Annotated in this window: 4 protein-coding genes, 4 tRNA genes and 1 rRNA gene; 8 read left to right on the top strand and 1 reads right to left on the bottom strand. The window is 48.5% G+C overall.

The window, feature by feature from the left end; all coding sequences use genetic code 11:
• The 3 genes from rrf (at nucleotide 1) to birA (ending at nucleotide 2,234) form a co-directional block, all read left to right on the top strand.
• Nucleotides 1-116, top strand: a 5S ribosomal RNA gene (rrf, locus tag F3J26_RS22470).
• A 130-nt stretch (nucleotides 117-246) separates the two neighbouring features.
• A complete protein-coding gene (murB, locus tag F3J26_RS22465; protein WP_166996029.1) occupies nucleotides 247-1,275 on the top strand; it encodes a UDP-N-acetylmuramate dehydrogenase in 1,029 nt (342 codons plus the stop codon).
• Nucleotides 1,272-2,234, top strand: a complete 963-nt coding sequence (gene birA, locus F3J26_RS22460) for a bifunctional biotin--[acetyl-CoA-carboxylase] ligase/biotin operon repressor BirA (protein WP_166996027.1) — start codon at nucleotides 1,272-1,274, stop codon at nucleotides 2,232-2,234. Before murB ends, birA begins: the two co-directional genes overlap by 4 nt.
• A 27-nt stretch (nucleotides 2,235-2,261) precedes the next feature.
• Here birA and coaA read toward each other — a convergent pair whose 3' ends face one another.
• Complete coding sequence (gene coaA / locus F3J26_RS22455; RefSeq protein WP_166996025.1) at nucleotides 2,262-3,215, bottom strand: type I pantothenate kinase; 954 nt, start codon at nucleotides 3,213-3,215, stop codon at nucleotides 2,262-2,264.
• A 453-nt stretch (nucleotides 3,216-3,668) separates the two neighbouring features.
• Here coaA and F3J26_RS22450 point away from each other — a divergent pair.
• The 5 genes from F3J26_RS22450 to F3J26_RS22430 all read left to right on the top strand — a co-directional run.
• Nucleotides 3,669-3,744: transfer RNA gene (locus F3J26_RS22450), tRNA-Thr, on the top strand.
• Between the two features lie 12 nt (nucleotides 3,745-3,756).
• Nucleotides 3,757-3,841, top strand: a tRNA-Tyr gene (locus F3J26_RS22445).
• A 117-nt stretch (nucleotides 3,842-3,958) separates the two neighbouring features.
• Nucleotides 3,959-4,033 (top strand) — tRNA-Gly (locus tag F3J26_RS22440).
• 9 nt (nucleotides 4,034-4,042) lie between these two features.
• Nucleotides 4,043-4,118: transfer RNA gene (locus F3J26_RS22435), tRNA-Thr, on the top strand.
• Between the two features lie 112 nt (nucleotides 4,119-4,230).
• A partial coding sequence (locus F3J26_RS22430) for a GTP-binding protein (protein ID WP_021242225.1) occupies nucleotides 4,231-4,438 on the top strand: 208 nt, incomplete at its 3' end.

The following is a 4,438-nucleotide window of genomic DNA, read 5'->3' as shown; positions in this document are numbered from 1 at the left end:
CCTGGCGGCCGTAGCGCGGTGGTCCCACCTGACCCCATGCCGAACTCAGAAGTGAAACGCCGTAGCGCCGATGGTAGTGTGGGGTCTCCCCATGCGAGAGTAGGGAACTGCCAGGCATCAAATAAAAGCGAAAGGCTCAGTCGAAAGACTGGGCCTTTTTGCTGTGCGCGTTCTACTGAGACAGACAAGCCATTCTCAACAGGATCGGGTAAACTATTCTGGTTTATATTCCGGAAAATGGCTGACATGAACTCCTCTCTTAAACCCTTCAATACTTTCGGTATTCAGGCAACTGCGGCACATATTGTTATCGCTGAATCTGTACAACAGCTTACTGAAGCGTGGGCAGAATCGACGCAGGCTCATCAGCCGGTACTTATCCTTGGGGAAGGGAGTAATGTTCTTTTCCTCGAAAACTTCGAAGGCACGGTCATTATCAATCGTATTAAAGGGATTGAAATTGCTGAGACGGATGATGCCTGGTTGCTCCATGTCGGTGCTGGTGAAAACTGGCATCACCTCGTGGAATATACTCTCCAACAAGGCATGCCAGGTCTGGAAAACCTTGCTCTGATACCGGGCTGTGCTGGCTCATCGCCCATTCAAAACATTGGTGCATATGGTGTTGAAATTAAACAGGTATGTAACTATGTCGATTGCGTTGAGCTAAGTAATGGCCAGGCATTGCGTTTAACAAACGCGGAATGCCGCTTTGGCTACCGGGACAGCATCTTTAAACATGACTACCAGGACCGCTTTGCAATTGTAGCCGTTGGCTATCGATTGCCTAAAGCCTGGAGGCCGGTTCTCAGCTACGGCGACCTGAGTAAACTGGATCCGTCGACCGTTACGCCCCAGCAGGTTTTTGAAAGCGTCTGCAATATGAGGAGCTCGAAGCTGCCCGATCCAAAAGTGAATGGTAATGCCGGCAGTTTCTTCAAAAACCCCGTTATTAGCGCGGAACAGGCAGAAAAACTGATTTCTTGTGGCGCGAACGTCCCCCATTACCCTCAGCCAGACGGCAGCGTTAAACTTGCAGCAGGTTGGCTGATCGATCAATGTCAGTTGAAGGGATACCGCATTGGTGGAGCCGCGATTCATCGGCAACAGGCTTTGGTCATCATTAACGAAGAAAATGCCAGCAGCGCAGATATTGTTGCCCTTGCACACTACGTACGCCAACAGGTTGGTGAAAAGTTTGATGTCTGGCTTGAACCAGAAGTTCGCTTTATGGCGAGCAAAGGGGAAGTCAGTGCCGTGGAGACTGTCGCGTGAAAGACAATCGGGTTCCGTTAACGTTAATTAGTATTCTGGCAGACGGTGAGTTTCATTCAGGTGAGCAACTGGGTGAGCAGTTAGGGATGAGTCGTGCGGCTATTAATAAGCATGTACAGACTCTGCGAGACTGGGGGATTGATGTATTCACCGTGCCGGGGAAAGGATATAGTTTGCCGGAGCCTATCCAGTTACTGGATGAAGGTTTTATTACGTCACAAATAGCTAATGGGAGCGTGGCTGTCCTTCCGGTGATTGATTCCACCAACCAATACCTGCTTGATCGCCTCAATTCCCTTCAATCTGGTGATTCCTGCATAGCCGAATATCAGCAGGCCGGGCGTGGAAGACGAGGCCGTCAGTGGTTCTCGCCCTTTGGAGCAAATCTCTATTTGTCCATGTACTGGCGTCTGGAACAGGGGCCAGCTGCGGCAATTGGACTCAGTCTGGTTATTGGCATTGTGATGGCGGAAGTATTACAACGCCTTGGCGCTGAAGACGTCAGGGTAAAATGGCCAAACGACCTCTATCTGAACGACCGCAAGCTCGCCGGTATTTTGGTTGAACTCACCGGGAAAACGGGAGATGCCGCGCAAATCGTTATCGGTGCTGGGATTAATCTTGCGATGCGTAATGTTGCTACAGATGTGATTAATCAGGGATGGATCAACCTCCAGGAAGCTGGCATCCGTATTGACAGGAATACGCTAGCGGTCACTCTAATCCAGGAGTTACGTACGGCACTACAGCTGTTTGAGCAGGAAAGTTTATTACCGTTCCTGCCTCGTTGGGAAAAACTGGATAACTTCATCAATCGACCGGTAAAACTCATTATTGGGGAACGAGAGGTCCATGGAATATCTCGAGGCATTAATGAGCAGGGTGGATTATTGTTGGAGCAGGACGGAGTAATAAAAGCTTGGGTTGGCGGTGAGATTTCTCTGCGCGGCGCAAATTAAAGAGAGGGGGAATTCCCCCTCATCTTATTATTTTCTCAGTTTGACACAATCAACAGCATGATTAGCACTTTTTGTCATAATCAAGCATGCGCGATCGCGAGTTGGTAATATGTTTTGTTTTAAATTCAATAAATTAATTTCATTCCATAGCTGCGTTGCAATATTTATGGCTTCATCTTTAGAGAGCTTTGCATAGCTGTGGAAATAAGAGTTTGGATCGGTGAATGCACCTTCACGGAATTTTAAGAACCGATTTATATACCAATTCTGTAATAGCTCTTCCGGCGCATCTACATATATAGAAAAATCTACGAAGTCAGAAACAAATACATGATGTGGATCGTGGGGATAATCCATTCCGCTTTGCAGAACGTTTAACCCTTCCAGAATCAAGATATCCGGCTGGGCAACGGTCTTATCGCCGTCGGGGATCACGTCGTACACCAAATGTGAGTACACCGGCGCCGTCACGTTGGTTGCACCCGATTTGATGTCGGAGACAAATTTCACCAGACGATGCATATCATAGGATTGCGGGAAGCCTTTCTTCTTCATCAAATTGCGCTCTTTAAGCACTTTATTTGGATGAAGGAAGCCGTCGGTGGTGATCAGTTCAACTTGACGGTGCTCAGGCCAACGGCTGAGTAGCGCCTGCAGCACACGCGCTGTCGTGCTCTTTCCGACAGCCACACTTCCCGCAATACTGATGATGTAGGGAATACGTTGGCCATTGGTGCCAAGGAACTGCTCGAGTACCGCCTGGCGCCGCAGGTTTGAACTGATATAGAAATTGAGCAGACGAGACAGCGGCAGGTAAATCTCCGCCACCTCTTCCAGGGAAAGGTCTTCGTTAATGCCTTTTAACCGGGCGATTTCCCCTTCGGTTAACGTCATGGGAACAGAGTCGCGCAATGCTGCCCATTGGCTCCGGTCAAATTGTAGATAAGGGGTTGTTGCCAACATTTGCTCTTTATTACTCATAAGCATGCTTCTGCCTGTAATTCAGGACAAAATTTACGCGCTACATTCTCGAACGCAAGTAATCAGACGTTGTGTATAAAAAGTATGCCGCGTATTTAACTTTTCAACAGTGGGCAGGAGGGTAACACCTGAATGAAGAGAACGATAAGAAAAAATCAACAACAGTGATGTATTACGGCGGGTACATCACGTTGCGCTTACAGTGAAAGAAGGGGCTGCGAGCCATTTTAGAGGGGCAGTCTTATTTCTGATGATTATTATTTGTCATTCAGGCATCGTCAGGCGCCTACTCCCAGGAAAAACGGATGCCGGGAACGATGAAAATTTGCTCTCAATTGGTGCTTTAGCCACCATATTCTCGAGATCTAGCGCAAAATGTGAGCGGTAGTGCATTTTATGCGATTTTTTTGTTGCATGAGCGGCGCTCTCTTCCTAGAATGCGCGCTACTTGATGCCGGCTTAGCTCAGTAGGTAGAGCAACTGACTTGTAATCAGTAGGTCACCAGTTCGATTCCGGTAGCCGGCACCATCAAGTACCCCAGGTGGGGTTCCCGAGCGGCCAAAGGGAGCAGACTGTAAATCTGCCGTCATCGACTTCGAAGGTTCGAATCCTTCCCCCACCACCATATTCGGCAACGCATTGCGAAGCCCGGTGCGATAAACGAACAGTTTGTCGACCCGAATACTGAGAGGCCTTCTCTCATATTCACTACAGAAAGATTCAGGTAGCCGAGTTCCAGGATGCGGGCATCGTATAATGGCTATTACCTCAGCCTTCCAAGCTGATGATGTGGGTTCGATTCCCACTGCCCGCTCCAACAAGATGTGCTGATATAGCTCAGTTGGTAGAGCGCACCCTTGGTAAGGGTGAGGTCGGCAGTTCGAATCTGCCTATCAGCACCACTTCTTTATCTCCTCCCTGTTTCTCTTCTGTTAATGCATTCAGCTAATTCAGGCATATGCCTGGTTGATGTGGTGATATCACCGATTTATCCGTGTCTTAGAGGGACAATCGATGTCTAAAGAAAAGTTTGAACGTACAAAACCGCACGTTAACGTCGGTACTATCGGCCACGTTGACCATGGTAAAACAACGCTGACCGCTGCAATCACTACCGTTCTGGCTAAAACCTACGGTGGTTCTGCTCGTGCATTCGACCAGATCGATAACGCACCAGAAGAAAAAGCTCGTGGTATCACCATCAACACCTCCCACGTTGAGT

Origin of the sequence: Enterobacter sp. Ap-867, from assembly GCF_011752855.1 — a bacterium.
Lineage (GTDB): Bacteria > Pseudomonadota > Gammaproteobacteria > Enterobacterales > Enterobacteriaceae > Cedecea.
The sequence above is the reverse complement of the archived record's forward strand: the minus strand, read 5'-3'. Positions and strand labels throughout refer to the sequence as shown.

Bases quoted from the DNA above. Each gene is read 5' to 3' on its own strand.
- murB (WP_166996029.1), top strand. From the start codon at position 247: ATGAACTCCTCTCTTAAACCCTTCAATACTTTCGGTATTCAGGCAACT.
- coaA (WP_166996025.1), bottom strand. From the start codon at position 3,215: ATGAGTAATAAAGAGCAAATGTTGGCAACAACCCCTTATCTACAATTT.